26 protein-coding genes are annotated in these 26,594 nt (G+C 68.5%); 15 read left to right on the forward strand and 11 right to left on the reverse strand.

Going from position 1 to position 26,594, the window contains the following annotated elements; genetic code table 11:
* The first annotated feature begins 52 nt into the window (after positions 1 to 52).
* A complete protein-coding gene (locus tag IW248_RS07950; protein ID WP_196926373.1) occupies positions 53 to 2,440 on the forward strand; it encodes a galactose-binding domain-containing protein in 2,388 nt (795 codons plus the stop codon).
* 344 nt (positions 2,441 to 2,784) lie between these two features.
* Here the strand turns inward: IW248_RS07950 and IW248_RS07955 are convergent, their stop codons facing one another.
* The 4 genes from IW248_RS07955 to IW248_RS07970 all read right to left on the reverse strand — a co-directional run bounded on the left by IW248_RS07955 (position 2,785) and on the right by IW248_RS07970 (position 7,246).
* Positions 2,785 to 3,180 (reverse strand): hypothetical protein, encoded by a 396-nt coding sequence (locus IW248_RS07955; protein ID WP_196930088.1) that lies wholly within the window; start codon positions 3,178 to 3,180, stop codon positions 2,785 to 2,787.
* Between the two features lie 99 nt (positions 3,181 to 3,279).
* Positions 3,280 to 4,827 (reverse strand): hypothetical protein, encoded by a 1,548-nt coding sequence (locus IW248_RS07960; protein ID WP_196926374.1) that lies wholly within the window; start codon positions 4,825 to 4,827, stop codon positions 3,280 to 3,282.
* A gap of 414 nt (positions 4,828 to 5,241) precedes the next feature.
* Positions 5,242 to 5,847, reverse strand: coding sequence for an NUDIX domain-containing protein (locus IW248_RS07965; RefSeq protein ID WP_307787835.1), 606 nt, complete (start codon positions 5,845 to 5,847; stop codon positions 5,242 to 5,244).
* A 40-nt stretch (positions 5,848 to 5,887) separates the two neighbouring features.
* Complete coding sequence (locus tag IW248_RS07970; RefSeq protein WP_196926375.1) at positions 5,888 to 7,246, reverse strand: NsdA family TPR-like regulatory protein; 1,359 nt, start codon at positions 7,244 to 7,246, stop codon at positions 5,888 to 5,890.
* Between the two features lie 177 nt (positions 7,247 to 7,423).
* Here IW248_RS07970 and IW248_RS07975 point away from each other — a divergent pair, with 177 nt between their 5' ends.
* The 3 genes from IW248_RS07975 to IW248_RS07985 all read left to right on the forward strand — a co-directional run bounded on the left by IW248_RS07975 (position 7,424) and on the right by IW248_RS07985 (position 9,849).
* A complete protein-coding gene (locus tag IW248_RS07975; RefSeq protein WP_196930467.1) occupies positions 7,424 to 7,630 on the forward strand; it encodes a hypothetical protein in 207 nt (68 codons plus the stop codon).
* A complete protein-coding gene (locus tag IW248_RS07980) occupies positions 7,617 to 8,879 on the forward strand; it encodes a helix-turn-helix domain-containing protein (protein ID WP_196926376.1) in 1,263 nt (420 codons plus the stop codon). The genes IW248_RS07975 and IW248_RS07980 overlap by 14 nt, the downstream gene beginning before the upstream one ends.
* A gap of 220 nt (positions 8,880 to 9,099) precedes the next feature.
* Positions 9,100 to 9,849 carry an alpha/beta hydrolase gene (locus IW248_RS07985; protein ID WP_196926377.1) on the forward strand — a complete coding sequence of 250 codons (750 nt, stop codon included), beginning with the start codon at positions 9,100 to 9,102 and terminating at the stop codon, positions 9,847 to 9,849.
* 63 nt (positions 9,850 to 9,912) lie between these two features.
* Here the strand turns inward: IW248_RS07985 and IW248_RS07990 are convergent, their stop codons facing one another.
* Positions 9,913 to 10,257 carry a hypothetical protein gene (locus tag IW248_RS07990; protein ID WP_196926378.1) on the reverse strand — a complete coding sequence of 115 codons (345 nt, stop codon included), beginning with the start codon at positions 10,255 to 10,257 and terminating at the stop codon, positions 9,913 to 9,915.
* Positions 10,258 to 10,377: 120 nt separating this feature from the next.
* Positions 10,378 to 11,532: an IS1634 family transposase gene (locus tag IW248_RS07995; protein WP_196926379.1), complete on the reverse strand. Its 1,155-nt coding sequence runs from the start codon at positions 11,530 to 11,532 to the stop codon at positions 10,378 to 10,380.
* Between the two features lie 272 nt (positions 11,533 to 11,804).
* Between IW248_RS07995 and IW248_RS08000 the strand changes: the two genes are divergently transcribed.
* Complete coding sequence (locus tag IW248_RS08000) at positions 11,805 to 12,425, forward strand: hypothetical protein (protein ID WP_196926380.1); 621 nt, start codon at positions 11,805 to 11,807, stop codon at positions 12,423 to 12,425.
* A 385-nt stretch (positions 12,426 to 12,810) separates the two neighbouring features.
* Positions 12,811 to 14,007 carry an epoxide hydrolase family protein gene (locus tag IW248_RS08005; protein WP_196926381.1) on the forward strand — a complete coding sequence of 399 codons (1,197 nt, stop codon included), beginning with the start codon at positions 12,811 to 12,813 and terminating at the stop codon, positions 14,005 to 14,007.
* Positions 14,008 to 14,012: 5 nt separating this feature from the next.
* Here IW248_RS08005 and IW248_RS08010 read toward each other — a convergent pair whose 3' ends face one another.
* Complete coding sequence (locus IW248_RS08010; RefSeq protein WP_196926382.1) at positions 14,013 to 14,879, reverse strand: metallophosphoesterase family protein; 867 nt, start codon at positions 14,877 to 14,879, stop codon at positions 14,013 to 14,015.
* A gap of 139 nt (positions 14,880 to 15,018) precedes the next feature.
* Between IW248_RS08010 and IW248_RS08015 the strand changes: the two genes are divergently transcribed.
* Positions 15,019 to 15,870: an alpha/beta fold hydrolase gene (locus tag IW248_RS08015; RefSeq protein ID WP_196926383.1), complete on the forward strand. Its 852-nt coding sequence runs from the start codon at positions 15,019 to 15,021 to the stop codon at positions 15,868 to 15,870.
* An 89-nt stretch (positions 15,871 to 15,959) separates the two neighbouring features.
* On the opposite strand, the gene IW248_RS08020 is transcribed toward IW248_RS08015, so the two are convergent.
* The 3 genes from IW248_RS08020 to IW248_RS08030 all read right to left on the reverse strand — a co-directional run bounded on the left by IW248_RS08020 (position 15,960) and on the right by IW248_RS08030 (position 18,067).
* The gene (locus IW248_RS08020) at positions 15,960 to 16,976 is read right to left on the reverse strand and encodes a methyltransferase (protein ID WP_196926384.1); all 1,017 of its coding nucleotides are present in this window, start codon (positions 16,974 to 16,976) and stop codon (positions 15,960 to 15,962) included.
* A 95-nt stretch (positions 16,977 to 17,071) separates the two neighbouring features.
* Positions 17,072 to 17,617, reverse strand: coding sequence for a GNAT family N-acetyltransferase (locus tag IW248_RS08025; protein ID WP_196926385.1), 546 nt, complete (start codon positions 17,615 to 17,617; stop codon positions 17,072 to 17,074).
* A 45-nt stretch (positions 17,618 to 17,662) separates the two neighbouring features.
* Positions 17,663 to 18,067, reverse strand: a complete 405-nt coding sequence (locus tag IW248_RS08030) for a hypothetical protein (protein WP_196926386.1) — start codon at positions 18,065 to 18,067, stop codon at positions 17,663 to 17,665.
* A gap of 310 nt (positions 18,068 to 18,377) precedes the next feature.
* On the opposite strand from IW248_RS08030, the gene IW248_RS08035 reads away from it, so the two are divergent.
* From IW248_RS08035 to IW248_RS08060, 6 genes are read left to right on the forward strand one after another with little or no spacing between them, the layout of a single operon-like run.
* Entirely contained in the window at positions 18,378 to 18,680 is a 303-nt protein-coding gene (locus IW248_RS08035; protein WP_091398934.1) for an urease subunit gamma, read from the forward strand.
* Positions 18,677 to 19,024, forward strand: coding sequence for an urease subunit beta (locus IW248_RS08040; RefSeq protein ID WP_196926387.1), 348 nt, complete (start codon positions 18,677 to 18,679; stop codon positions 19,022 to 19,024). Before IW248_RS08035 ends, IW248_RS08040 begins: the two co-directional genes overlap by 4 nt.
* Entirely contained in the window at positions 19,021 to 20,724 is a 1,704-nt protein-coding gene (locus IW248_RS08045) for an urease subunit alpha (protein ID WP_124822189.1), read from the forward strand. Before IW248_RS08040 ends, IW248_RS08045 begins: the two co-directional genes overlap by 4 nt.
* Positions 20,724 to 21,500: an urease accessory protein UreF gene (locus IW248_RS08050; protein ID WP_196926388.1), complete on the forward strand. Its 777-nt coding sequence runs from the start codon at positions 20,724 to 20,726 to the stop codon at positions 21,498 to 21,500. Before IW248_RS08045 ends, IW248_RS08050 begins: the two co-directional genes overlap by 1 nt.
* Complete coding sequence (gene ureG / locus IW248_RS08055) at positions 21,490 to 22,275, forward strand: urease accessory protein UreG (RefSeq protein WP_231396227.1); 786 nt, start codon at positions 21,490 to 21,492, stop codon at positions 22,273 to 22,275. The genes IW248_RS08050 and ureG overlap by 11 nt, the downstream gene beginning before the upstream one ends.
* On the forward strand, positions 22,275 to 22,991 hold the full coding sequence (locus tag IW248_RS08060; RefSeq protein WP_196926389.1) for an urease accessory protein UreD: 717 nt from the start codon (positions 22,275 to 22,277) through the stop codon (positions 22,989 to 22,991). Before ureG ends, IW248_RS08060 begins: the two co-directional genes overlap by 1 nt.
* 186 nt (positions 22,992 to 23,177) lie before the next feature.
* Here the strand turns inward: IW248_RS08060 and IW248_RS08065 are convergent, their stop codons facing one another.
* Complete coding sequence (locus IW248_RS08065) at positions 23,178 to 23,696, reverse strand: MarR family winged helix-turn-helix transcriptional regulator (protein ID WP_196926390.1); 519 nt, start codon at positions 23,694 to 23,696, stop codon at positions 23,178 to 23,180.
* A gap of 96 nt (positions 23,697 to 23,792) precedes the next feature.
* Between IW248_RS08065 and IW248_RS08070 the strand changes: the two genes are divergently transcribed.
* Positions 23,793 to 24,875 (forward strand): substrate-binding domain-containing protein, encoded by a 1,083-nt coding sequence (locus IW248_RS08070; RefSeq protein ID WP_196926391.1) that lies wholly within the window; start codon positions 23,793 to 23,795, stop codon positions 24,873 to 24,875.
* 419 nt (positions 24,876 to 25,294) lie between these two features.
* Positions 25,295 to 26,539 (forward strand): urea ABC transporter substrate-binding protein, encoded by a 1,245-nt coding sequence (gene urtA / locus IW248_RS08075; RefSeq protein ID WP_196926392.1) that lies wholly within the window; start codon positions 25,295 to 25,297, stop codon positions 26,537 to 26,539.
* Positions 26,540 to 26,594: the final 55 nt, after the last annotated feature.

Below are 26,594 nucleotides of genomic sequence, written 5' to 3' on the forward strand. Positions count from 1 at the left end.
CACTGCTGCCACGATGGCCGTCAATGCCTTCCGTCCCGAAGGAGTGGTCGTCATGGCGGTCTCCCGCCGCAGGTTCGTCACATCGGTGCTGGCCGGGTCCGCCCTCGCCACCGCCTCCACCACCGAGCTGCTCACCACCCTGGCCAGCCCCGCGCACGCCGCCAGTCCCCCCGGGGACGTGGTCGGCAAGGTGACGGTCGGCTACCAGGGCTGGTTCAGCGCACCCGGCGACGGGGCGCCGATCGGCGGCTGGTGGCACTGGGGCCGCGACCGGTTCCAGCCGCCCTCACCCGCCAACACCACGATCGTGTCCTGGCCGGACATGCGCGAATACACCCGCACCTACCCCACCGCGTACCCCAACCTGGGCAACGGCCAGCCAGCCACCCTCTTCTCCTCGTACGACCAGCAGACTGTCGACACCCACTTCCGCTGGATGCAGGAGAACGGCTGCGACACCGCAGCGCTGCAACGGTTCAACCCAATGGGCGACGAGGGCCCGACCCGCGACGCGATGACACAGAAGGTGCGCTCCGCCGCCGAACGGTACAACCGCAAGTTCTACATCATGTACGACGTCACCGACTGGCTGACCTTCCAGTCGGAGATCAAGACCGACTGGACGACGAAGATGGCGGCGCACACCGCGTCGTCCGCGTACGCCCGACAGAACGGCAAACCGGTCGTCTGCATCTGGGGGTTCGGCTTCAGCGAGTCCAGCCGTCCCTTCACCCCGGGGCCCTGCCTGGAGGTCATCAACTGGTTCAAGGCGCAGGGCTGCTACGTCATCGGTGGCGTACCCACCTGGTGGCGGCAGGGCATCGAGGACTCCCGCCCCGGCTTCCTCGACGTCTACCACGCGTTCCACGCGATCTCGCCGTGGATGGTCTACCGGGCCCGGACGGTGGAAGAGCTGGACTCGTACTACAACAACGTCAACGTCGGCGACATGGCCGACTGCGCGGCGCGCGGCATCGACTACCTGCCCTGCGTGATGCCCGGCGACCTCGCCGGGGGCCACCGCAAACACGGCGACTTCTACTGGCGGCACATCTACAACATGGTCCGGCTCGGCTCCCAGGGCCTGTACGTGTCCATGTTCGACGAGTACAACGAGGGCAACCAGATCGCCAAGACGTCCGAGACCCAGGCCACCACCCCGGCCGGCGCGAACATCCGCGCACTGGACGAGGACGGCGTCGCCTGCTCCTCCGACTACTACCTGCGGATCACCGCCGACGGCGGCCGGATGCTCAAGGGGCAACTCGCACTCACCGCCGTACGCCCCACGCCACCGATGGTCGGCACCCCACCCCCGACCGGCGGGAACCTGGCCGCCGGCCGGCCCACCTCGGCCAGCAGCCAGGGCAGCGGGTTCCCGGCGTCGAACGCGGTGGACTCGAACACCGGTAGCTACTGGGAGAGCGGCGGCGGCTCGTTCCCGCACTGGTGGCAGGTCGACCTCGGCGCCAGCCACCAGGTCAACAAGCTCGTCGTGCGGCTGCCCACCGGTTGGGGCGCGCGCACCCAGACCATCACCGTGCAGGGCAGCGTCGACGGCAACTCCTTCGCCACCATCGCCGCGGCCTCCGCGTTCACCTTCGACCCGGCCACCGGCAACACCGTGACGCGCACGCTGACGACCACCACGGCCCGCTACGTCCGGCTCAGCATCGCCGGCAACACCGGCTGGGCGGCGGGCCAGCTCGCCCAGGTCGAGGTGTACGCCGGCAGCACCGTCCCGGACAACCCGCCGAGCACGCCGAGCGGCCTCACGGTGACCGGCAAGACCTCAACCAGCGTGTCTTTGGCGTGGACGGCCTCCACCGACGACACCGGGGTTACCGGCTACCAGGTACGCCAGGGCGGCACTGTCGTCGCCACCGTCACGGGCACCACGGCGACGGTGAGCGGGCTCAGCCCGTCCACCGCGTACACCTTCACGGTCGTCGCCCGCGACGCCGCCGGGAACACCTCCAGCGCGTCCTCGGCGGTCACCGTCACCACGGACGCCGCGGCCAACGCGGACCTGGCCCGGGGTCGATCCACGTCGGAGAGCAGTCACGTCCAGAGCTACGGGTCGGGGAACGTGGTCGACGGTGACGCCAACAGTTACTGGGAGAGCGCCAACAGCGCGTTTCCGCAGTGGGTGCAGGTCGATCTGGGAGCCTCGCGCACGGTTGGGCGGGTGGTGCTGAGGCTGCCGCCGTCGTCGGCGTGGGGCAGCCGGACGCAGACCCTGGCCGTGCAGGGCAGTGCCGACGGGGGGAGCTTCTCCACCCTCGTGGGATCGGCGGGGCGGACGTTCGACCCGGCCACCGGTAATCAGGTGACGCTGACCTTCAGCGGTGCGCAGGCGCGCTACGTGCGGATCACCGTAACGGGCAACACCGGCTGGCCGGCCGGGCAGTTGTCGACGCTGGAGGTGTACGCCAGCTGAGTCGGGGGTGGGCGGCCGCCGGGGGAGCGGCGGCCGCCCACCCTGAGGGCAGCACACTCTTCAGACAGAACTGAATCTTCGGTCACGATGAAACTCCTTGCTGTCGGTGTAAGTCGCCTCTCAGCTCACGGCACTCGGAGACTCCCCGAATGGCCTCCTGGTAGGTGTCGAGACGAATCGAATCGAGCTGACGACCCCTTAACCCCAGAGATCGGCAACACGGTGCCATGCGTTTCGCATCGCTGGTGGGCGGTCTGATGACGGCCACCGTGGTCCCGTGCGGTTGGGTGGGTTGCTGTACTTCGCTGCTGTACCGCACTTCGACAGCACTCTTCCGATGCCTTCTACTTGAAGACACCGATGACACCGGTGACAGTGCCGATCACGAAGCTCAGGGTGGCTAGCTTCGCCTGGGCGCCGGTCCAGATTCCCCTCGTTTTCTCGCTCCACCCCAGGGACCACCAGTCGCGTCCGAACTTCTGCCACTTGTGCTGGCGGAGATGACAGCCGAGTAGCAGGCCAGCTGAGTTGTTGCGGCAGAACTCGACTGCGCCGCCACGCTTCCGGTTGATCGCACCGCAGTAGACCGGCGCCTGGAAGAGAACGAAGACGAGCAGGAGACCGACGAGCAGGGCGTAAATGCCGGGACCGAATGAGTTGCTACCGAGGGACAGGAGGAGTACAGCCAAGATGCCGTAGCCCCAATACCGCCACAGCTGCGACTTTCCGCGAGACGCCATGATCGCGAAGAGTACTGAGGCAGGCTCAGAACGTGAACAGTTGCCGAGTGTCAGATGACCGTCACCTCCGGCGGTATTGATCATGGTCAGACGTCCCGGTCACTCGACCGCTGCCGCACCAGACGTTCCTACGGCTCCGCCGTCGTCACCTGCCGGTGGCCCCACTTCCCGCCTCGCCTGCTGACGCCGGCGCGCCCGTCTCGCGCTGTACATGTCTTCGGGGTCCAGGTCTACGTCGACCTCCACACCCGGAGGGAACGAAAGATTGAAGTTGAGGTTGCCCACGATCTCGCCGATGTGATCAAATCGGAAGCTCTTCCAGACATTTTGTCTTGTCTGCACCATCACTTCACCCCCCAGCACCTGATAATTGACAAAATCAACGTCGAGCGTCGCTGGCACTCCCTCCAAAGGTCGAATACGTAAATCCCCCCCGTCGATTTGCCCAGGGCCAATTCTGATCTCTGTCGGCCCCATGGCCTTGACGTCTAGGTTGACATAGACATGACCCTCCATTGTCCCCGGGGGAGATAGCCGAAAGTTGTCGGTTACCGCGCCGGAAAAGAAGAGCCGTCCGGCGGCCAACGTGTAAGCATGCATACGTATTGAGACATTCGTAAGCTTGGACTCCGAAAAGTCAACTTCACCTGCGATGACCGAGTCCCTTCCTTGGAACATGTAAGACATCAAGTCGTCAGCGTCGAACTTGAAGTTGGAATCATGAACCTCGGCGCTCCGTACGCGCATTGACGATCCGCCTGCGATGTTTACTGCAACCGGATAGAAGTCGGAATCAGTGATTTTGGTGTCATCTAAATATATGTGCGAGTTGTCCTCAAGCCTCATGCCGACCATGAATATCTTCATGTTGACGAATGATGACCCAGTGAAATCAATCCGACCGCCCACTAAGCCGACACCCGTAAGACGTAACTCGCCATCCTTGAAGATACAATCTCTGAAAAGAACCCGAGTGTTATGCAGCATCGCGCTGTCCAAATCGACAAACTGGTACGTTCCGCCGGAGAAATCCAGCTCTTCGCGGTGCCAGGAATTGGTTGCAGAGGGGTCCATCAGTCGATCATGAACGGACTTCCAGGCGGTCCGCCTGACTTCCCGCTCGCCTGCGTCATCAGGCGGCGGCAAGCGGAGGTAGGAAGCTATTGCTGAGGCGCACGATTGGCGGCCCTGACGCCAGTCGTCAGCTAGACTCGTAAGGGAATGAAGGCCCGCCAGCCGCGCCGACGGCCTCTCATGTGCAAGCAGCTCAGCAGCCTTCACGAATCTTTCTGAATAGACCTGCTGCTCCGCTCGAACCCCTTCCCGCTCGGCGAGCAGTTGCTTACGGAATGCATACACTGCACCGAGGGAAGCTCCTATCAGTGCGGTCATGCTGATAGCTGCGGTCAGTAGGCGAGATACCGCTTGCGGATCCGGCGCGTTGAGTCCCGAAAGAATCGCAACGACAATCCAAAGCAGTACAATGAGGGTAATCACTAGGATGATCGATGCGCCAGCCGCAACTGGCAGGATGCGCCATAGGCTAGTGTGCGAATCGGGACGAGACACCTCGGCAATTTCACGAGCAATCCCATTAATCCATTTTGCCGCCCCCTGTCGAGGCGGTTCTTTAGAGACGTCAGCCATCACACCACCTCGAAGTAGCCACAGAGTTACCTAAAGTAGCTGACGCATTCAAATCGCACTAGCCTGCGAGCGTTCTAGCTAGCTGAAGGGCGCCGTGGAGTGCGGGGGCCCTGCCCCTGCCGCTCGCCTTCCCATCTACCGTCGGCCTCTGCCTGGCTCAGCTCTGTTCGGACGACGGTCGGCGGGGAAGACACCCTCCCGGAACCTGAGGCCCCGCCGGAGGCATCTAATCTGGCCGACTCTGACTTGAAGCAAACGACGTTTCTCGCGCACTGGAACGGCATCAATGGTGGTGATCGTACGCCTCAGTACCTGGGCTCGACTAGCTTAGGCAGCTTGTCCCCAGTGGTCGCTGTTCTCATAATCTCTCGGTCGCCACACCGAGTCTTGACGACCACCATTGACGCTCGTCCGTTAGGGCGCTCCACCTTGCCGCCCTGGCCCTGCCCCGCTCCAGGGTGTGTGGTCGGCGGCAGACAGTGAGGATGGTGGGGTGGGTCGCCGGGCTGCTTCGTGTTCTGCTCCGTCAGCGGAGGGCAGTGGGACTACTGAGCCGCCAGCGAGGTACACCGGTGTCTGGCGGTCGCGAGCGCTCATCGCCGTACGGACTCGCGTGGCGACGTTGTCAGGAAGACGCTGCTCGGCCTCTCGGGGCCTAAAGAAGGCGGCGTCCTCCAACTCCTGTCCCGGCAGGACGAGACCATCGAGGTTGGCGATGGACCCGCAGTCGAACATGAAGCTGACGATCGCGCGTGGCCGCTGCCCGGCGGGCGGCGCCCAGTCCACAACGAGCAGGTCGCCCACCGCCACAGAGATCCCCAACTCCTCTCGGATCTCCCGGGCGCAGGCGTCATGTGGGTACTCGCCCTCGTCGACATAGCCGCCGGGGAAGGCCCAGTGGTCGCGGTACGTAGGTTTGACGAGCAGCACGTTGCCGGCCGGGTCGGTAATGAAGGCCGCGGCGGCGGCGTAGAAGGAAGCCAGGTTGGCATACCACGTGGCGGGCTCCGTCCAGGTCACCTCGGTGACGCTAGCGGACGGGTCCGGGCGCGCTCTCGCGCTAGGCGGCCGCCGGCATGGTCGCGAGGCTGTGCAGGGCCTCGTTGACCTGGGGCGACGCCTGCTGAGGGCTGAGCGTTGCGGTCAGTTCGCGGACGCGTTGCTGAACACGCGCCGAATGGATGCCCGAGGCGTGCTGTGCCAACTTTCGACCCCAGTCGCAGGCGGCGTCGGTGTCCCCAGCGCGGGCATGAGTCACGGCGACGAGAGCGGTGTGCAGGGCACGCGTCCGGGTGTTCTCGCTGGCGAGAGTAAGAGCATCGGTTACGCGGCCAAGAGCCTGCGAATACAGCTGTAGGTCGGCCAGGCACCTCAATGCGGCTCCGGCGAGGTGGGCGGGACTGAAGTAGGTGACCCAGCGTGGGCCGGTCACTGCACCTGTGCGGTCGAGAGCACGCTCGGCTTTGGCGAGCGCGAGTTGGCAGCCACGTCGCTCGCCCGACTGCCCGTACGCGGTGGCGGCGGTGGCGTGCAGCCGAGCGAGCACGGCGGCCGGCGCACGCCCAGCCCCGTCGATGGCCGCTTCGGCGAGCCGGGCCGCGTCCCGAGAGTGGCCCAGATGGACGGCCTGGGTGGCGAGGTTGGCCAGCAGGTGAGCGCCATACAGGCGGTCATCGGCGGCTTTGGCGAGCCGCAAGGCGATGGTCACGTGTTGTTGAGCGGTGGAGTGGTCGCCCGCGTCGTACGACATGAAGGCAAGTTGTCCGCACAATGTCGCGGCTGCGCGCATGAGGTCGCGTCCTACGGCTTCGGTGTAGCTGTCGTGCAGCATGGGTGCGACCTGGCGTACGAGGAAGTCGGCCATGACGGAACGGGTGCGCGGAGAGCCGCTGCCGTGGCGTCGGTCGAGGTCGGTGAAATGGTCCGCCAGCGCGTACAGCGACTGAACGTCGGTGGGGGTGACTTGCTGTCGGCCGCTCCTGCTGGCGGTCACGTCGCTCGGGTCATACCGCCAACCGAGTGCCGCCTGTAAAGCTTTGCCGCTGTCGAACGCCTCACTGACCTGTGGGTGAAGGTGCTTGGCGAGCCTCGTCCAGATGTGCTCGGCGGTGTTGATCGCGCCATCGACGGACGCGGGGTAGACGCACGTTCCGAGGCTGTCGGGTGCGCCGAAGCCCAGCTCCGTGACGGCGACGGAGCGACCGAGCTTGCGGGTTAGCGTCTCGGCCATGGCGGCTTGGACATGGTCGCCTGGCCGGCGACCGCGTAACCACCAGTAGACGCTGGCGGCGTCGTATCGCCAGGCGCCCTGGTCGCGGCCGGCGTGATTGAGCTGGCGAGCGAAGGCGGCGTGCCCATTACCGTAGCCGGCGGCACTCAGCAGCCCCTCGAACGCGGCGTTCGTCACCGGTCGTGCCATGGTTCCGCCTCCAGGCATCAGCCAACTACAACTAGTGACGACCCTGCGGGTTGTCGAGGTCCTTTGGGGACCGGCGCAACCCTGCGCAACCCACGTCCTGACCAGCGCAATCGCACGCATTGCTTGCCATCTGGCCCGTCGCTCGGCAGACGGCTTCGCTGGTTGCAGGAGTTCTAGGTGCCGGTGCAGTCCAAGCGTCGGCACCGGCTGATGGAGGTGGGCATGCAAGGCGACGAGCCGGCGAGCAGCGGCGAGCAATGTGAGGCGGTCGAGCGGGAGGCTGCCAAGCAGCGTCTCCTGGCCCAGGCGGCGGCGGAGCGCGTACCCGTGAACGACACGACCCGCGCGGTCCCGGACCGGCGGTGGCGGCGTGAGCAGCGATGACGTGCCGATCGGTCGGCGGGTGGCGCGGTGGCGGGTGCGGCGGTCGATGACGCAACAGATGCTCGCGGATCGGCTGCGCAGGTCGAAGAGTTGGGTGGACAAGGTGGAGCGGGGTGTGCGCGCCCTGGACCGGTACTCGGTGATCCAGGAGTTGGCCCACGTCCTGCGGGTCGACCCGGAGGTGCTGCTCGGCCAGCAGCGCAGCACCTCGGCGGGCACGCCGGACGGGGTGGACGACATCCGGGCCGCTCTCGCCCGCTACGACACCTCGCAAGCCCCAGAGCAGACCGACGAGCTAAGAAGGCAGGTCGGGTACGCCTGGTTGAGCTACCAGCATGCGCACTACGGCCAGTTGGTGCGAGTCCTGCCGGGTCTGCTCGACGCCGCCCAGGGCGCCCGGACACCGGAACTGCTGGTGCAGACGTACCGGATCACCTCGTCGCTGCTGGTCAAGCTCGGCGAGGCCGACCTCGGCTGGCTGACCGCCGACCGGGCGATGTCCGCCGCCGCCGACGACCCGATCCTGGTGGCAACGGCGGCCATCTCGGTGGCCCAGGCGCTCCGCGCGTCGAACCGCGACCGCCTAGCCCTAACAGCGGCCGAAACCGCCGCGAACCGCATCCTCCCGGCGCCCTCCCACCCGGTTGATCATGAGGTTGGCGGGCTTCGTGGAGATCAAACCGCCCGTCAACCTCATGATCAACGAAGCGAGGGCCGGAGCGAGGGCGAGGGTGCGCCCGCGCGGCGGCGGCCGGCGGGGGAGTGGACGGTGGGTGGGACGCTGCTGGTGCAGGCGGCCCTGGCCGCTGCCGGCTGCGGTGAGAGCCGACGGGCCGAGGAGCTGACCGAGCGGGCCGCGGGCGTCGCGGCCAGCCTGAGGGGGTACGACGATCCGCACCGCACCAGCTTCGGGCCGGTCGTCGTCGAGTTGGCGCGGGTGCTGGTGGTGGCGCAGCGGGGTGACGCCGTCGAGGCGCTGCAAATGCACTCGACGGTGGTTCGGCGGGAGGGGTGGCGGCGGTTGCCGGCTGAGTATCGGGGCGCGTACCTGGTCGACGCCGCGACGGCATACCGCAAGGTTGGTGACCTGCGTGGGGCTGCTCGCGCACTTGTCGACGCGGACAGTGTCGCGCCGGCTGAGGTTCGGTGCCGGCCGTTGGCGCGTACCGTGATCGCCGATGTTGCCCGTGCGCAGCCGGCGCCGGCCGGTGTGGCGCGACTGGCCGCGGTGGTCGGCCTCACCCGTTGATGACGGATCTCCAGTCCTGCAACCTTGTGAGGATTCGCCCGTCTCTTGAATCGCTGACGGAAGTCACGTCCCCTGCTGAATACTGGTGCTGTACGCACCGGGAGGCCGGAATTCGGATCGCCGCGCGGAGCCATCCAGACGTCCCGTCGAACGTTTCTGCCGATTGCCGTCGTGCTCCCACTGTCCAGCGGAAGTGTGTCTTTCCGGAAGGTGATGCCGAATGAGCGCTACTCCTGACACGTCCGGTCAGAAGGCAGGGCTGCCCACTGTTGTGCTCGTCCATGGGGCGTTCGCCGACTCGTCGAGCTGGAATGGCGTGATCGCCAACCTCAAGCGTCGAGGCTATCCGGTCATGGCACTCGCCAACCCGCTGCGCGGAGTGCAGGAAGACGCCACTTATATTCGCTCGATTGTCGACACCGTGGACGGTCCGGTCGTGATGGCCGCTCACTCGTACGGCGGGGCGGTGATGACCGAGGCCGCGGATGGTGCCGCCAACGTGAAGGCTTTGGTGTACGTCGCCAGCATCAGCCCGGACGTCGGCGAAAGTGTGCTCGCCTTGACGATGAAATATCCCGGAAGTCAGCTCGGTACTGCAATCAGGATGGTTCCCTGTCGTCTCGCCGACGGCAGCCCGGCCATGGAGCAGTACATCGAGGAGGAGAAGTTCCACGCAGTGTTCGCTGCCGACGTCGCCCCCGATGTGGCCGCGCTGATGGCGGTCACGCAGCGGCCGCCCACTGAAAGCGCCCAGACCGGGTCCGTGACCAAGGTGGCCTGGAAGTCCATCCCGTCGTGGACCCTGGTCAGCACCCAGGACCTGGGCATTCCGCCGGACCTGCAACGCTTCATGGCCCAAAGGGCAGGGTCCACCACTATCGAGATCGACGCGTCTCACGCCGTGGCAGTCTCGCAACCCGGCCCTGTCGCAGACTTCATCGACACCGCCGCCCGCGCTACCACGGGCTAGTCGGGCATTCCGCACATGGGGATTGATCAACTCGGGGTGATCGTCGAGTGGGGAGTTATTTGATCATCGTGGCCGGGTGGGGTCGACACCGAGTAGGTCCAGCAGCCGGGCTTGGAGTGGTGGTGGTTGAGGAATCCCTGGTGGCTGCCCGTTGACGGCGGGGATGAGGCGGAGTCGGGCCAGCGCCTCGAAGATCAGCCGTCCGGTGGGTTTGGCGGGTCTGCCCGCGTAGAGGCCGTCGAGTTTGATGTGCGGGGCGATCACCAGGCGGACTTGCCGTTCGATCAGGCAGAAGATCAGCAGCGCGAGGCAGATCACGGTGATGAGGGCGGCGATGCGCCGGTTGTTCTTCAGGAACATCGGCGCGACAGCCCGGGGGCCTTTGATGGTGTTGTAGCGGCGTTCCACGACTTCCTGTCCTTTGTAACGTTGCAGGATCTCGGCCGGGGTGACGTCGGCGGGCAGGTTGGTCAGCAGGGCGTACCGGCCGTCGGTGGCGGTCTCGGCGTCCAGTGCGGCCTGGTCGAATCACCACGTGAGGGTGGGTTTGCCGGTGGCGGGATTGATACCGGCCTGGGTGCGCAGGTAGGCGGTGACCCGGCGGGCGGAGGCGATCGCGGCGATCCGGATGGTCACCGTGTTCTCGTCGGGGTAGTGCCTGGACCCCAGGCCGCCTTGCAGGCGCCCCAGGTCGCCGGTGGCGCGGTCGAGTTTGCGGGTCCGCGCGGTGGCCGCGGCGTGTGCTCGGGCGGTGGAGTGCACGAACACCCGCCGCAGCGTGAGTATCGGGTCACGCTTGCGTTTCCCGGTCAGGGTCATGGTGTCCTCGGTGACCCGCCACCTGCCACGTTCGGCGACGGGTGCGCCCGCGTCGCCCTGCGCGACGTAGTCCACCTCGGTGGCCGTGTGGAGGTCCAGCGCGGCCAGTGTCACGGCCGGTGTGTAGGCCTTGGACGCGGGGGCGATGAACCCGGCACCGGCGTCGATCATCGCCGAGACATTGCCGTATGACACCAGTTTGGAGTCCCCGATAAGCAGGAAGTCCCGTGGAGTGGCCATCTTCTGCAGTTCGGTCATCGCGCCGACGACTTGGGCGACCTCACCGGCTCCGCCGTCGTAGGTCCGATGGAAGACCGGTATCCCGCCGTCGCCGGTGACCGCCAGCCCGGCCTGGATCTGCTTCAGGTCCAGGCGGCGGTCTTTGGGATGCCCGAATTTCGGTGCCGGGTGGTCGGCGTCGGCGTGGTCGTAGGCCCCGAACAGCGAGATCGAGGTCATGTCCCAATGCAGCCGGGACGTGTCCAGCCCGAACACTGAGATTGCCTGCGCGCCAACGGATCCGACGATGTGGTCGAGTTCGGGGGCGATCGCGTCCAGCGCGCGGCCGATCCGGTCGTCGTTGAGCAGCGCGGGATCGATACCGAAGACCTCCTCCACCGCGTGCATGTCTGCCCAGCCGGCCACCCGGACCAGCGGCGCCGGCGAGGTCAACCGGTTCGCGACCAGCGTTTCGATCACCTGTCCATGGGTCAGGTCCGATATATCGCGAATCGGACAGGTCCGGTCGATGTTCCCCGCCAGATCCAGACGGCGACAGTAATCGGCGATCACCGGCAACGCGCCCAGCTGCTTCTCGATACTCGCCGCGACATACCGAGCCCAATGTCGTCCATGCTGGTCCACAACCGAACACCCTGGCAGAGCCCCCGATCAAGCAGGAGCTTGAATTAACTGATCGGGCTTGTATATTCATCGCCGGTGGCGAGATGCTTTGATTTGTGAGATATCGAACTAGCTGTCCATCTCGTCCGATGACTGTCGCGCTGACCTAGGCAGGGTCATTTTGGTGAATGTGGTCGTTGGATGGCCTGCGACGCCGAGGTGAGGACGATGATCGCTTGCTGCGCGGAGAGCCGGATGCGACGGGATGGCGATCATCCAGGAGGACACGACCCGTGAAGGTGGAAGAACTGTTGTGGCGCCTGGTCGACAAGTACGCGCCAGCTCCGCCGGCGTACTCCATGCTGGTCAGGCCCACGTGGTTCGACCACGCCGGTGATCTCGTCGTGGTGGACGGTCCGATCACCTGGGAGACCCCATGGCTCACTGAAGGAGGGTTCAGTCATCAACTCCCGGCGGGTACTCACCCGGTGTACGCGGGAACCTGCGCCTTTCCCCCGCAAGACGAGGACCCCGAGGCGTTCTGGCACACCGTCACCATGGTCGTGATCCCACTGACCGAGCCCTATCGGATCGAGAGGGCAAACTGGGACGTCGCGGGCTACCACGACGTCCACCTGATCGAGGACTTCGCCGTCTTGTGGGGTGAAGAGGCCATGCGTCGCTCGCTCCCGCACGTGGGCGACGCGTCCTCGTTCGTCCGTGACGCACGGGACGGCATCCTGGCCAAAGGGCCACGCCACCGCAAGGACAACTGGACGAACGTCGTGGTGGACCGGGAGACCGGTGCCAACGCCCTCGTCTTCCCCGTGCACGACTCGGAGTACGTCACCGGCTACGAGATCGTCGACGACGAGGGCGAACTGCTCTGCCTTGTCTTGGCGGCGTGCGGATAGAGCGGACGCGGGGGCGATGAACCCGACACCGGCCTCGATCATCGCCGACACGTTGCCGTAGGACACCATTTGGAGTCGCCGATCAGCAGGAAGTCCCGTGGTGCGGTCATCTTCGTAAACTCGGTCATCGCCGCGACCACTTGGGCGACCTCTCCGGCACCGCCGTTGTGCGGAAGACGGGGCTAGCCGATTTGCGATCTTGCGCCGATTGACTCGGCGTCGGGGGTGTTCGGCGCATTTCGGCGACCGAAACTGCAAGATCTGGGCGGGTGGGCCGGCGATTCGCGTTTCGGCCCGGGTGGCGCCGGCCCGCTGTGAGACTGGGCGAGTGCCGGCACCGCCGGTGCGTCGGCACGTGCCGGCTCGACGTGGCGAGGTGGGGAAGATGTCCGACGACAACGAAGTTCGTCCCTTCCGGCTCGACACACCGGAGGACGCGATCGCCGATCTGCGTCGCCGGATCGCGGCTACCCGATGGCCCACGCGCGAGTTGGTCACCGATCGCTCGCAGGGGGTGCAGCTGGCGACGATCCAGGAGTTGGCCCGCTACTGGATAAGCGATTACGACTGGCGTGCGTGCGAGACGAAGCTGAATGCGCTGCCGCAGTACACGACGAACATCGATGGCGTCGAGATTCACTTCATCCACGTGCGATCGCAGCATGAGAGCGCCCTGCCGCTGATCATGACGCACGGCTGGCCGGGCTCGGTCGTCGAGTTGCTCGGGGCCGTCGGCCCGCTGACCGACCCGACGGCGCACGGCGGCACGCCCGAGGACGCGTTCCACCTGGTGCTGCCGTCGTTGCCGGGCTACGGCTTCTCCGGCGAGCCGACCGACCTCGGCTGGGATGCCGCGCGGATGGCACAGGCGTGGGCGAAACTCATGGACCGCCTCGGGTATTCGCGCTACGTCGCACAGGGCGGCGACGTCGGCGCGGCCGTCACGGACGCCATGGGGCGTCAAGCACCAGAGGGGCTGCTCGGCATCCACGTCAACCTGCTCGCCGGGGCGGTCGGCATCAAGGACAAGTTGCCGGCGAGTTCCGAGCAGGAACGCGCCGCGCTCGACGCGCTCAAGCTGTTCTCGATGGACGGTTTCGGCTACTTCCTGGAGCAGTCCACCCGGCCGCAGACGGTCGGCTATTCGCTGCTGGACTCGCCTGTCGGGATGGCGGCCTGGATGCTCGACCACGACACGGACAGCTACTACAAGATCTCCCGCGCGTTCCTCGACGGTGATCCGGCCGGCGGTCTCACCCGGGACAGCATCCTCGACAACATCACGCTGTACTGGTTTACGGGCACCGGTGCTTCGTCCGCCCGGTGGTACTGGGAGCAGGGGCGGTTTCTAGCCGCGGCTCAGGCGGCCGGTCAGGCTCCGCCGCCGGTCACGGTTCCGGTTGGCTTCACCACGTTCCCCGGCGAGATATGGGCCGCTCCGCGTAGCTGGGCCGAGGCGGTCTACCCCGGCATCGCGTACTTCAACGAGGCCGACCGCGGCGGGCACTTCGCGGCGTGGGAGGAGCCGGAACTCTTCTCCGCCGAGGTGCGGGCCGCGTTCCGGCCGCTGCGGAAATCCTGACGGCCTCACCCGTTGACGGTCGCGCGTCGGCGCCTGTCGTCCGCGGGGTGGATGGTGCGCACCGGGTTGGGCACCGGCCCTCGGCGCTGCCACTCGCGGGGGTAGCCGAGGGAGACCTCCTCGAAACGCACCCCGTCGTGGAATGTGGTGCGGGGGATGTGCAGGTGCCCGTAAACCATGGTGGCGGCGTCGAAGCGCAGGTGCCAGTCGCTGGTCCGGACAGTGCCGCACCATTGGGCGAACAGCGGGTACCGCAGGATGTCGGTGGGTTCCCGCACCAGCGGGTAGTGGTTGACCAGCACCGTCGGCAGCGCCGGGTCGCGTTCGGCCAGCCGGCGCTCGGTCTCGGTGATCCGGGCCGCGCACCACGCCTCCCGACTCGGGTACGGGTCGGGGTGTAGCAGCGCCTCGTCGGTGCAGACCACCCCGGCGGCGTACGCCAGGGCCAGCGACTCCTCCTGGGTGCGGGCCTCGGGCACCCGGAACGTGTAGTCGTAGAGCACGAAGAGCGGGGCGATGGTGGCCGGGCCGCCGTCGCCGTCCCACACCGGGTACGGATCCTCCGGGGTGACCACCCCCAGCCGTCGGCACAGCCGGACCAGCTCGCGGTAGCGCTCCTCGCCGCGCAGCGTGACCGGGTCCCCCGGCGGCGTCCACAGCTCGTGGTTGCCCGGCGCCCAGACGACGCGCGCGAACCGGCTGCTCAGCAGCCCGAGCGCCCACTCGATGTCGGCGTACCGGTCGGCGACGTCACCGGCGACGAGCAGCCAGTCGCCGTCGTTCTCCGGGTACAAATCCTGGACGAACGCGCGGTTCTGCGGGTGCCCGACGTGTAGATCGCTGACGGCCCGCAATCGGGGCGGAAGGCTCACCCTCCGAGGCTAGGCCGTCGCGGCCCGATAAGGACACCCCTGTCCGTGCCTTCGGGCCGATCTGACGGCCCGCATATCCGGCGACCCGACGGGAAAGCGCGGGGCGTCCGACAGCCCGAGACCGGAGCAGGAGACAAACATGCCTTTCATCACCGTGGGTACGGAAAACTCCGCGCCCATCGACCTGTACTACGAGGACCACGGTTCCGGTAAGCCGGTGGTGTTGATCCACGGTTTCCCGTTCAACGGGGCGACCTGGGAGAAGGAAACAACCGCGCTGCTCAACGCCGGATACCGGACGATCACCTACGACCGGCGCGGTAACGGCAACTCCGCCCAGCCAGCGTTCGGGTACGACTACAACACGTTCGCCGCAGACCTGGACGTGCTGATGACCGAACTGGACCTGAACGAGGTGACACTGATCGGTCACTCGATGGGCACCGGCGAAGTGGTCCGGTACCTGGGCAACTACGGCTCGCGGCGTGTGAGCCGGGCCGTGTTGCTCAGCCCGCTGCAACCGATGCTGGCCAAGGCCAAGGACAACCCGGAAGGCGTCGACCTGAACCTGTTCAAGGGTTTCCAGGACGCCATCATCAAGGACCGGTTCGCCTACCTGACGTCCTTCTGCGACGCGTTCTTCAACCCGGACCAGAACATGGGCAAGCGGGTCAGCGAGGAGGCGTACCGGGCGCACTGGCAGATCGGCGCGATGGCCTCCGGCAAGGCCACCCATGACAGCGTGAACGCCTGGCAGGAAGACTTCCGCCAGGACCTGCCGAAGATCAACATTCCGGTGTTGATCGTGCAGGGTGACCAGGACCGGGTGCTGCCCTACCCGGTGACCGGTCAGCGGCTCGGGCCGATGATGCCGACCGCCAATCTCATCACGCTCAAGGGTGCGCCGCACGGTATCCCGTGGACCCACGCCGACGAGGTCAACAAGGCGGTCATGGACTTCATGAAGCAGCCGGCCAAGGCTCGCGCCTGACCCGTACCGGTAGCCGATCGGACGCCAGCGCCGTGAGGCGCCGCGACACCCGGCCCACGGTTCACACCGGGGCCGGGTGTCGTCGTCGGTCAGGCCCGGCGGGCCACCACCGCGCCGTTGGCGCCGGGGGCGTCGAACGGCACCGTGTGGACGTCGACGAAGCCGGCGTCGGTGAGCCAGGCCGTGTACTCGGCGCCTGAGTAGTTCCGGCCGCCCTCGGTCTCGACAAGCATGTTCATCCCCATCAGGGCCGCCTCCGGCGGTCCGGTGCGCTCGTCGTTGAGCAGCAGTTCACAGACGACGATCGCCCCTCCGGGCGGCAACGCCGCGTGGCACCGGGCCAGCAACTCCCGGTTCGTCGGCTCGTCCCAGTCGTGCAGGATCATGCTGAGCAGGATGACGTCGTGCCCGTCCGGCAGCGCCGGATCGGCAAGGAAGTCGCCGCTCACCGCCTCGATCCGCCCGGTCAGGCGGGCCTCGGCGATCCGCTCCCGGGCCCGGACGCAGACGTGCGGCAGATCCAGGACTGTCGCCCGCAACTCGGGCAGGCGGCGGCAGAACTCGATCGGGAACGCGCCCGCCCCGCCGCCCACGTCGAGCAACCGGCGATGCGCCGAGAAGTCGTACGCGTCGGCCAACGCGCTGGCGGTGAAGCTGGACGTGGAGAACATCGCGTCCCAGAACTGCGCCAGCATGGCCGGGTCGGCGGTGTCGAACATCGACTGTTGGGACTCCGGGTCCCAGGTCAACGGCCGATCCGTGCGCAGGGCCTCGCCGATGCGGTGCCAGGGCAGGTAGGTGCGCAGGTCCGAGTAGCGGACCTGCGCCCCGAAGTAGTACGGGCGGCCCTCGACCAGGAACTGCTCGGCCAACTCCGTGTTGCGGTAACCGTCGCCGGACTTCTCCAGCAGGCCGAGCGACGCACTGGCGGCCAGCAGCAGGTCCGCGGGCCGGTCGGGCAGCCCGAACTCGGCGGAGGCTTGCTCGACGGTCATCGTCCGCCCGCCGGCCAACCGGGTGAAGAGGCCCAGCTCGACGCCGACCGCGAGGGTCTTGAACCCCCACACACCGGCCACCAGACGCATGAGGGGAGTCGGAGTGATCACCACCACATGAGATCACACATCACACGTTTCCACGATGGATGGTCACGCCCGGATCAGCGTCACCAACCTCGCGCGGCAACCGACGCCACGGCCGCCTACAGGTCCATCGCGTAGACCCGGACCTGGCGGCCGGTGTCCGGCTGCACGGTCTCGCGCTCCAGCGACATGCCGAGCTTGACCATCACCCGCGCGGACGCCTCGTTGCCGACGACGTGGATGCTGACCAGCCGCCGCAGGTCGAGCTCGGCACGGGTGTGGGCGACAACGGCCTGGGCCGCCTCGGTGGCCAGGCCCCGACCCCAGTACGCGCGGCCGAGCCGCCAGCCGATCTCCACAGCCGGCATGATCTCGGGCAGGAAGGTCGGCACCGCCAGTCCGGTGAAACCGGCCAGCTCGCCGGTCTCTCTGATCTCCACCGCGTACAGGCCGAAGCCGTGCTCGTCCCACTGCCGCTGATAGATGGCCAGACGCTCCGCGGTCGCGGCCCGGTCCAGGGTACGGCCGTCATGGATGTAGCGCATCACCTCGGGCTGCGCGTTGACCGCGGCGAACCCGTCCAGGTCATCGCTTCGCAAGCCGCGCAACAGCAGCCGCGGGGTCGTGAGGGACGTGGCATCACGGGAGCTGGTCAGGTCAGGCATCTTTCCTTCGTAGCATTTCGGCACCCACGTGGCGATGGGTCGTCCCTAGGCGGATCGGCCGGCGAACCGCTGGCCGACCCGCCGCCCGGCGAGGCTCACCACAGTGCTGCCGGCCGCCATCCCGACCAGCACCAGAATCCCCCCGACCACCCACAACCCGCTGTCGTCGGTCCCCGCGGCCCGCCACGACCAGACCGCCGTGAACGCCACAGTCATCACCGGCGCCACCAGCCACGGGCTGAGCCGCGTCCCGGCGAGCGCGGCCAGCAGCACGAGCGTCAGCACACAACCGATCACCTGCCACGGCTCGTACGGGCCGCTGCTCGCGCCGGTCTGCGCGTCGACCGTGTACCGGGTGTCCCAGCCCAGCCAGAGGATCCACGCCCCGACCGTGGCCGCCGCCAGGAACAGAACACCGAGCAGTGCGCGCGTACCCCTCGTCGCCGTCATCCGGTGATCATCCCCTGCCCGCCGCCGTACCGGTAGCCGGCGGGGGACCGGCGCGATCCCCAGTGGACTGTTGCCTCGGTCGGTGGCGATCCTCTACGGTCTGCTCAGCGGTGGGCGGTGCGGTCCGCATCCGACCCGACACCGCCGGTTGCCCGTCGCGCGGGCCGGGATGGTGGAATCCCGGAGCGCCCCGTCGGCGGTGACCCGGCGGTCGTGTGACTCCCAGCTCGTGCCCGGGTCTTGCTGCCCCGGGCGGCTCCGCGTGGAGCCGACGGCGAGCCGGGGCACGCCGACCCACCGGGAGAGCCCCGTGTTCCTCAGCCCGCACGAGCAGGACCGCCTGCTCGTCCACGTCGCGGCCGATGTCGCCCGCGCCCGCCGCGAACGCGGCCTGCGCCTCAACTACCCCGAAGCCGTCGCGGTGATCACCGCGTTCCTCCTCGAAGGGGCCCGCGACGGGCGGTCGGTGGTCGACCTGATGTCGGCCGGCCGGACGGTGCTCGGCCGCGACGACGTCCAGGACGGCATCCCCGAGCTGCTGAGGGAGGTGCAGGTGGAGGCGACGTTCCCGGATGGCACCAAGCTGGTGACGGTGCACCACCCGATCCCGTGATCCCCGGGGAGATCCTGCCGGCGGCCGACCCGGTCGAGATCAACGTGGGGCGTCCGTTGACCACGCTGCTCGTGGTCAACACCGCCGACCGCCCGGTGCAGGTCGGCTCGCACTACCACTTCGCCGAAGCCAACCCGGCGCTGTCGTTCGACCGGGGCGCGGCGTGGGGGCAGCGGCTCGCCGTTCCGGCGGGCACCTCGGTCCGGTTCGAGCCGGGCATCAGCCGCACCGTCGACCTCGTTCCGCTCGGCGGCGCGCGGATCGTGCCGGGCCTGCGCGCAGAGTGCGCGGGAGCGTTGGACCCGCCGCCGCACGCGGTCGCGGCCGACGGGTCGTCGCGGTGAGCGCCGTGCGGAGGGACCGCTACATCGACCTGTACGGGCCGACGACCGGTGACCGGATCCGACTGGCCGACACCAACCTGCTCATCGAGGTGGAGACCGACCACTGCGTGGGCGGCGACGAGGCGGTCTTCGGCGGCGGCAAGGTGATCCGTGAGTCGATGGGCCAGTCCCGGGCCACCCGCGCCGAGGGGGCACTGGACACCGTCATCACCGGCGCGGTGGTGCTCGACCACTGGGGCGTGGTCAAGGCCGACGTGGGGCTGCGCGACGGGCGCATCGTGGCGCTCGGCCGGGCCGGCAACCCGGACACCATGCCCGGTGTCCACCCCGACCTGGTCATCGGCCCGTCGACCGAGGTGATCGCGGGCAACGGGCGGATCCTCACCGCCGGCGCGGTCGACACCCACGTGCACTTCATCTGCCCGCAGATCGTCACCGAGGCACTGGCCAGCGGCATCACCACGATGGTCGGCGGCGGCACCGGGCCAGCCGAGGGAACCCGCGCGACAACCGTCACCCCGAACGCCTGGCACCTGGCCCGGATGCACGAGGCGCTGGACACGATGCCTGTCAACGTGCTGCTGCTCGGCAAGGGCAACACCGTCTCCACCGAGGCGCTGTGGGAACAGTTGCGGGCCGGTGCGGGCGGATTCAAGCTGCACGAGGACTGGGGCACCACCCCGGCCGCGATCGACGCCTGCCTGCGGGTGGCGGACGCGTCAGGGGTCCAGGTGTCGATCCACACCGACACACTCAACGAGGCAGGCTTCGTCGCCGACACCCTGCGGGCGATCGGTGGGCGGGCGATCCACTCGTACCACACCGAGGGAGCAGGGGGCGGGCACGCGCCGGACATCATCACGGTGGCCAGCGAACCGAACGTGTTGCCGTCATCGACCAACCCGACCCGGCCGTACACCGCCAACACCCTGGCCGAGCACCTGGACATGTTGATGGTCTGCCACCACCTCAACCCCTCTGTTCCGGAGGACCTGGCGTTCGCCGAGAGCCGGATCCGACCATCCACGATGGCCGCCGAGGACCTGCTGCACGACCTCGGCGCGATCTCCATCATCGGTTCCGACGCGCAGGCGATGGGCCGGGTCGGCGAGGTGATCATGCGAACCTGGCAGAGCGCCCACGTCATGAAGGACCGGGTCGGCGCGCTGCCGGGTGACGGGGCCGCCGACAATCACCGGGCCCGGCGGTACGTGGCGAAATACACCATCTGCGCGGCGATGGCCAACGGGCTGGAACAGGAGATCGGCTCGGTCGAGCCGGGCAAGCTCGCCGACCTGGTGCTCTGGGACCCGGCGTTCTTCGGCGTCCGGCCGCTACTGGTGATCAAGGGCGGCATGATCGCGTACGCCCAGATGGGTGACGCCAACGCCTCGATCCCGACACCACAGCCGATGCTGCCCCGGCCGATGTTCGGGGCGTACGGCGCGGCGGCGGCGGCCACGAGCCTGGCCTTCGTGGCCCCGGCGGCCCTGGACGCCGGGCTCCGCCTGGACGTGCGACGCCGGGTGGTGCCGGTGAACGACGTGCGGTCGCGGGGCAAGGCCGACCTGCCGGAGAACAACGCGATGCCGCGCATCGAGGTGGACCCGGACACCTTCACCGTGCGGATCGACGGGCAGGTGGTGGAGCCGGACCCGGTGACCCGGCTGCCGATGGCCCAGCGGTACTTCCTGTTCTGATGGCGACGCCGAGCCTGTTGTTGCTGTTGGCCGACGGGCGCTTCCCGGCCGGGGCGCACGCGCACTCCGGTGGTCTGGAGGCGGCCGTCGCCGCCGGTCGGGTCACCGACCTGCTCTCGTTGGAGTCGTTCCTGGCCGGACGGTTGGCCACCGCCGGTCTGGTCGGCGCGGCATTCGCGGCGGCCGCACACCGGGTGGCAATGCCCGAGACGGTCGGCTCGGCGCACCCGGCCCGGTCCGCCCGACCGTCGGAGGCGTCGGCCGGGTCTGCCGTCCGGTCGGGGGCGTCGGCCGGGTCTGCCGCTCGGTCGGGGGCGCTGGCCCGGCTCGACGCGGAGCTGGACGCACGTACCGCCGCCCCGGCGTTGCGGGCGGTCTCGCGCCGACAGGGCCGAGCGCTGCTGCGAGCCGGGCGGACCATCTGGCCGGACGCCCCGTTCGCCGACCTGCCCGCGACGCCCGGTGGCGCACACCAGCCGCTGGTGCTCGGGCTGCTCTGTGCCGCGGCCGGGCTGTCCCGCAGCGAGACCGCCACGATCGCCGCGTACGGGACGCTGACCGGGGCGGCCAGCGCCGGCGTACGTCTGCTCGGCCTCGACCCGTACCGGGTCCAGGCCCTGCTGGTCGGCTTGGCCGACGCCTGCGACGGCACGGCCGCCGACGCGGCGCGGGCCGCCGACGACCCACCGGAGCGGCTGCCGGCCGCCGCCGCTCCACTCGCCGACATCCATGCCGAAATCCATGCCACCTGGGAGGTGCGTCTCTTTGCGTCCTGACGCCGTTGTGCCGAGCGCTGTACCCGCCGTCGAACCGACCACGCCGCCGCCGGCCACCCCACCCCACGACGAGACCGTTCCGCACACCCACCCGGAGCCGGGGGTGGACCCGCATCCGCCGTTGGCGCGCGCCGGCCGTGCCCTGCGGGTCGGCATCGGCGGCCCGGTCGGGTCCGGCAAGACGGCCCTGGTGGCCGCGCTCTGCCGTGCCTTCGCCGACGAGCTGCGGCTCGGCGTGGTGACGAACGACATCTACACGACCGAGGACGCCGACTTTCTCCGCCGGGCCGGAGTGCTGGACCCGACCCGGATTCGCGCGGTCGAGACCGGTTGCTGCCCGCACACAGCGATCCGCGACGACATCGGCGCCAATCTGGACGCCATCGACGAACTGGCCGATGCGGTCGGGCCGCTGGACCTGGTCCTCGTGGAGAGCGGTGGGGACAACCTGACCGCGACCTTCAGTCGAGGGCTGGTCGACCGGCAGATCTTCGTGGTCGACGTGGCGGGTGGGGACAAGGTGCCCCGCAAGGGCGGGCCAGGGGTCACCGCCGCCGACCTTCTCGTGATCAACAAGACCGACCTGGCGCCGATGGTGGGTGCCGACCTCGCCGTCATGGATCGTGACGCGCGGGCCCGGCGCGGCGACCTTCCGACCCTCTTCCTGTCCATCGTGGGAGACCCCACGGCGACGTCGGTCGCGGAGTGGATCCGGCACGAGTTGGCCCACCACGCCGCACTGCACCCGCTCGCCGTGCCGGCCGGCACGGCCTGATGCGAGCGCGCGCCCGGCTGGTCGCTCGGGTCGACGATCGGGGCGGCACGGCCCTGGTCGAGTTGCACGGCGAAACGCCGTTGCTGCTGCGCCAGACCCCGACCGACGGTGGTGTCGCCACGGTGCACCTCGTCGGCGGGGCGGCCGGACCGCTCGCCGGGGACGATCTCCGCCTGGAGATCGAGGTGGGTCCGGGCGCGGCGGTTCGGGTGCACAGCGTCGCCGCGTCGATCGCCCTGCCGGGTCGCGCGGGTGCCGTGTCCCGGATGGCGGTGCGGGCGGTGGTACACGCCGGTGCCACGCTGCACTGGCTTCCGGAACAGTTGGTCGCCGCGGCCGGCTGCGCGCACCTCGCCGAATCCCGGATCGACCTGGCCGCCGGTGCGAGCCTGCGGTGGCGCGACGAGCTGATCTGCGGCAGGTACGGCGAGGCCCCCGGCGGCGCCGTGGTGCACACCCAGGTCGACTACGCCTGTCGACCACTGCTGCGCCAGTCCCTCGCGGTGGGGCCGCAGGCGCCGGGCTGGGCCGGCCCGGCTGTGCTCGGCGGCGCCCCGGCCACCGGGTCGCTGCTGGTGGTCGACCCGTCGCGGCCCGCCGAACCTCCGACGGTCGAGGGCAGTGTCGCCCGGCTGCCGTTGGCCGGCGGCCCGGCGACACTGTGGACCGCCACCGCCCCCGATGCGCACACCCTGCGCGCCCACCTAACGGTCTGAGGAGCCGCTACCGGGCCGCGTTCCCGAGGCCAGGTTGGTGCAGCGCACGACGGTGCCGGCCGGAGGACACTCCAGAGAGCGTGATGTCTCTGAGTCATCACGATGACTCACAGACATCACGCTCTCTGCCATGTGGGGGTGGGAGGTCGGGCCGCGCTCAAGGCCGTACCGAACGCGGGGAAGGGGTCAGCGGTGTGGGCCGGCCGCGTCGGCGTGCACTCGTTGCCGGGCCGGGTCGAGGCGGCCGATCAGGTCGTCGAGCTGGCGTACGAGGTTGGCGGCCGGGGGCGTGCCCGGCTCGCTGGTCTCCGCGACGCCCATCTCCGTGATGCCCATATCCGTGATGCCCAGCTCGGCGATGCTGGCCCGGACCCGTTCGTCCAGGCGGGCGTGCTCGCGGCGGCCCCGCACGGTCAGGTACGCCCGAATTCGTCGGCGGTCGATCGGATCGATCCGGCGGAAGACGAGGTTGCGGTCGACGAGTTGGTCGACCAGCTTGGTGAGGGTGCCCGGTGGCAGCGACGCCTCAACGGACACCTCGCTCATCGGGTGACCCTGGCCGTCGGCGAGCAGGCAGAGCACCCGCCACGCCTCGATGCTCAACGCGTCGTCGGCCAGAACGGCGCCCAGCCGGCGGGAGAGCAGCCGTTCGGCGCGGGTGAGCGAGCGCAGCAGGTCGGCTGGCGCCCCGGGCACGTCTGACATGAAACTCCCTGGTCCGGTGGCCCTGTCATGGTAGCGAGTCGTCCCGGTCAGTGGTGAGCGCTGGTCTTCCGTCGTGGGCCGGGCAATCATGTGCTCATGTCCGCGCCGGCACCGCCGTGGCTGACCGTCGACCGTGCCGTGGTCAGCATCGCGCTGGTCTACCCGATGCGCGGGCCGGCCGGCATGTTCGGCCCCACGTGCGAGCTCTGCGCGCAACTCGCGGTGGAGGAGATCAATCGGTGCGGTGGTGTGCTGGGCCGGGAGGTGCGGCTGGTGCCGGTCGACGGTGGCGCACCGCCGGCCGAGGTGGCCGCCGAGGTCGAGGCGTTGGTGTCGGTGGGGGCCGTGCAGGGGGTGACGGGGTGGCACATCTCCTCGGTGCGCCAGGCGTTGGCGCCCCGCGTGGCGCACCGGGTGCCGTACGTCTACACCGCACTCTACGAGGGCGGCGAACGCACCGAAGGGGTCTTCCTGACCAGCGAGACGCCGGATGCCCAGCTGTGGCCCGCGATGCGGCTGCTCGCCGGGGAGCAGGGGGTGCGTCGCTGGTTCGTGGTGGGCAACGACTACGTGTGGCCGCGCCGTACCTCGCGGGCGGCTCAGCGGTACGCGTTGCGCGGCGGTGGGCAGGTGGTGGGCCGGCACTTCCTGCCGTTGGACGCGCACGACTTCACCGAGGTGTTGCGCCGCATCGAGCACAGTGACGCCGACGCGGTGTTGATGCTGCTGGTCGGTGCCGACGCGGTGCGGTTCAACCGCGCGTTCGCCCGGTCCGGCCTGGATCAGCGCTGCCTGCGGCTGAGCACCCTGATGGACGAGAACATGCTGCTGGCCAGCGGTGCCGGCGCGACCCGGAGGCTGTACAGCACTGCGGGTTTCTTCGCCGGGCTGGTGACCCAGGAGAATCTCGACTTCCACGGCGAGTTCGCCAGGCGTTTCGGGGTCGAGGCGCCGCCGTTGGGCAGCCTGGGGGAGTCCTGCTACGAGGGCGTCATGCTGCTCGCCGCTCTGATCGGCCAGGCCCGCACCCTCGACGTACGGGCCATCGAGACGGCCGCTGACACGGTCGCCTACCACGGGCCGCGTGGGCGGTTGCGGCTGCGTCAGAGGCACGTGCGTCAGCGCATCTACCTGGCCGAGGCGGACGGCTTGGACTTCACAGTGCTCGCCCAACTCTGAAGCAGCGCCGACAGCCGGCCCGTCGGGCCCTTGACAGCGCCACCCGATCCCGTCCTAAGATGCTTCCTGCGTGAAGTATCTGGCCACGGCGTCAGATGTCACGATTGTGTGCCCACCGTCGGCGGATTCTTTCGTCGACCATTGTGGCGGCCCTTGTCTCGCATCTTTCCGAACGGCCGGCACCGTTTCCTCCCAACGGTGCCGGCCGTTTTTCGTGCCCGCCCGACGGCACCCTCGGAAACAGTCAATTAAGGACCGGGAAACACACACGCAATCATGCCGGTCGACGCTTTCGGTGCCCATATCCGATCCGGTGCCCTGCGCGGCGTCCACCCGTCGACCTCGGCATCGCCCACGCCAGCTCCATCGGACCGCACCGACCGTCCTTATGCCACTTGAGTGCACCGCAGGGAGAGTAGATGTCATTATTCCGGGGCCGCCGCATCCTGGCGGGTGCCATGACCCTGGTCGCCGCGGCCGCGATGACCGCGTGCGGCAGCAAGACCACCGACGCGGGCGCCGCGACCGGCGTCACCGCCGACGTCTCCGGCGACACCGTCAAGGTGGGCCTGCTCAACTCGCTCTCCGGCACCATGGCGATCAGCGAGGTCACGGTCCGCGACTCCATCATGCTCGCCATCGAGGAGATCAACGCGGCCGGCGGTGTCCTCGGCAAGAAAATCCAGCCGGTCGGTGAGGACGGCGGCTCGGACTGGCCGACCTTCGCGGAGAAGGCTGAGAAGCTCATCTCCGAGGACCGGGTGGCGGCCGTCTTCGGCTGTTGGACGTCGGCCAGCCGCAAGGCGGTCAAGCCGGTGTTCGAGAAGAACAAGGCGTTGCTGTTCTACCCGGTGCAGTACGAGGGTCTGGAGCAGTCGCCCTACATCTTCTACACCGGGGCCACGACCAACCAGCAGATCGTTCCCGGGCTCGACTACCTCAAGTCGCAGGGCGCGAAGTCGGTCTATCTGGTCGGCAGCGACTACGTTTTTCCGCGGACCGCCAACAAAATCATCAAGGCGTACGCGACCGCGAACGGGATGACCGTGCTGGGCGAGGATTACGCGCCGCTCGGGTCCACCGAGTTCGGCACCATCGTCAACAAGGTCAAATCGTCCGGCGCGGACGCGGTGTTCAACACGCTCAACGGTGACAGCAACGTGGCCTTCTTCAAGGAATACAAGTCGGCGGGTCTGACCGCCGCCGCGATGCCTGTGGTGTCGGTGTCGATCGCCGAGGAAGAGGTCAAGGGCATCGGCACCCAGTACCTGGAGGGCCAACTGACGGCCTGGAACTACTACCAGACCACCCCGGGCGCGGCGAACGCGAAGTTCGTGGCCGCGTACAAGGCGAAGTACGGCGCGGACAAGCCGACAAGCGATCCGATGGAGGCCGCGTACGTCGGCGTCCACCTGTGGAAGGCGATGGTCGAGAAGGCCGGCGCCTTCGACGTGGAGAAGGTCCGTGCCGCCTCGGACGGGATCACCTTCGACGCGCCGGAGGGTCTGGTCACTGTCGACGGCAAGACCCAGCACATCTCCAAGACCGCCCGGATCGGCAAGGTCGGCGCGGACGGTCTGATCACCGAGGTGTGGAACTCCGGCAAGCCGGTCGCGCCCGACCCGTACCTCAAGACCTACCCGTGGGCGAGCGGCCTGAGCTGACGACGCCGGCCCGGGCGGAGCGCGTTGCCGCGCGCTCCGCCCGGGCCACCCGACC

Source organism: Micromonospora ureilytica, assembly GCF_015751765.1.
In the GTDB taxonomy this organism is placed as follows: domain Bacteria; phylum Actinomycetota; class Actinomycetes; order Mycobacteriales; family Micromonosporaceae; genus Micromonospora; species Micromonospora ureilytica.